Here is a 1,752-nt window from a genome sequence, read left to right on the forward strand (position 1 = left end):
AAAGGGTAGTACCGGAATATTAACCGGTTCTGCCATCGGCCTCGCCGTTCGGCTGAGCCTTAGGACCCGACTGACCCTGATCCGATTAGCGTTGATCAGGAAACCTGAGTCTTGCGGCGAGGGGGTTTCTCACCCCCTTTATCGTTACTTATACCTACATTTGCTTTTCCACACGCTCCAGCAGGGCTCACGCCCCACCTTCGACGCAGAGTGGAATGCTCCCCTACCGATCATTATATGATCCCACTGCTTCGGTAAACAGCTTGATACCCGATTATTATCCACGCCAAACTCCTCGACTAGTGAGCTGTTACGCACTCTTTAAATGAATGGCTGCTTCCAAGCCAACATCCTAGCTGTCTTAGCAATCTGACTTCGTTAGTTTAACTTAGCTGTTATTTCGGGACCTTAGCAGGTGGTCCGGATTCTTCTCCTCTCGGGCACGGACCTTAGCACCCATGCCCTCACTCCTGACCTCAAACTAATGCGCATTCGGAGTTTATCAAGACTTGATAGGCGGTGAAGCCCTCGCATCTTATCAGTCGCTCTACCTCACATTAGTAATGGTCAAGGCTGCACCTAAATGCATTTCGGGGAGTACGAGCTATCTCCAAGTTTGATTAGCCTTTCACCCCTACCCTCAAGTCATCCAGAAGCTTTTCAACGCTTATTGGTTCGGTCCTCCATCCGGTGTTACCCGGACTTCAACCTGCTCAAGGGTAGATCACTTGGTTTCGCGTCTACCACTACCGACTATACGCCCTGTTCAGACTCGCTTTCGCTTCGGCTACAAGTCTCATGACCCTTAACCTTGCCGGCAACGGTAACTCGTAGGTTCATTATGCAAAAGGCACGCCGTCACAGCTTACGCTGCTCCGACCGCTTGTAGGCGCACGGTTTCAGGAACTGTTTCACTCTTCTGTTCGAAGTGCTTTTCACCTTTCCCTCACGGTACTGGTTCACTATCGGTCTCTCGGGAGTATTTAGCCTTACCGGATGGTCCCGGCTGATTCACGCAGAATTCCTCGTGCTCCGCGCTACTCAGGATACTACTATGCTTCGACAACATTCGAATACGCAACTATCATGCTCTATGGTCTTTCTTTCCAGAAAGTTCTTCTCTGCTGTTTTCATGCAATGCCGTAGTCCTACTACCCCGGTCATGCCGTAACATAACCGGTTTGGGCTATTCCCCGTTCGCTCGCCACTACTGGGGGAATCATTATTATTTTCTTTTCCTGCAGGTACTAAGATGTTTCAGTTCCCTGCGTTAGCCTCCAACTAAGTTGGATAATATCTCTTCAAGATATTGGGTTGTCCCATTCGGAAATCTCCGGATCAAAGGTTATTTGCACCTCCCCGAAGCTTATCGCAGCTTATCACGTCCTTCATCGCCTCCGAGAGCCAAGGCATCCGCCATGCGCCCTTGCTTACTTTCTTTATTATCGCACACTGTTACCAGTGCGGGATGATATATACTTTTAGCTTTTTACTACTAAAATTACTGTTTTGCTTGTACAATATGTCATAGATCGTTTCTCTTTTCAGAGAGAGTGGAGAATAACGGATTCGAACCGTTGACCCTCTGCGTGCAAGGCAGATGCTCTAGCCAGCTGAGCTAATCCCCCGAACTTACTGAGTTCGTAGTCCCAGGCAGAGTTGAACTGCCGACCTCTACATTATCAGTGTAGCGCTCTAACCAACTGAGCTATAGGACTGTCAGGTTCAACCTAGTCTACCTTTGTTTAGACT

2 tRNA genes and 1 rRNA gene are annotated in these 1,752 nt (G+C 48.9%); all 3 read right to left on the reverse strand.

Annotated elements, in window-relative coordinates:
* Positions 1-1,440 (reverse strand): 23S ribosomal RNA (locus HMPREF1534_RS21480); the annotation flags it as partial.
* Between the two features lie 114 nt (positions 1,441-1,554).
* Positions 1,555-1,628: transfer RNA gene (locus HMPREF1534_RS21485), tRNA-Ala, on the reverse strand.
* A gap of 16 nt (positions 1,629-1,644) precedes the next feature.
* Positions 1,645-1,718 (reverse strand) — tRNA-Ile (locus tag HMPREF1534_RS21490).
* Positions 1,719-1,752 lie beyond the last annotated feature (34 nt).

The sequence above is a fragment of the Phocaeicola massiliensis B84634 = Timone 84634 = DSM 17679 = JCM 13223 genome (assembly GCF_000382445.1).
In the GTDB taxonomy this organism is placed as follows: domain Bacteria; phylum Bacteroidota; class Bacteroidia; order Bacteroidales; family Bacteroidaceae; genus Phocaeicola; species Phocaeicola massiliensis.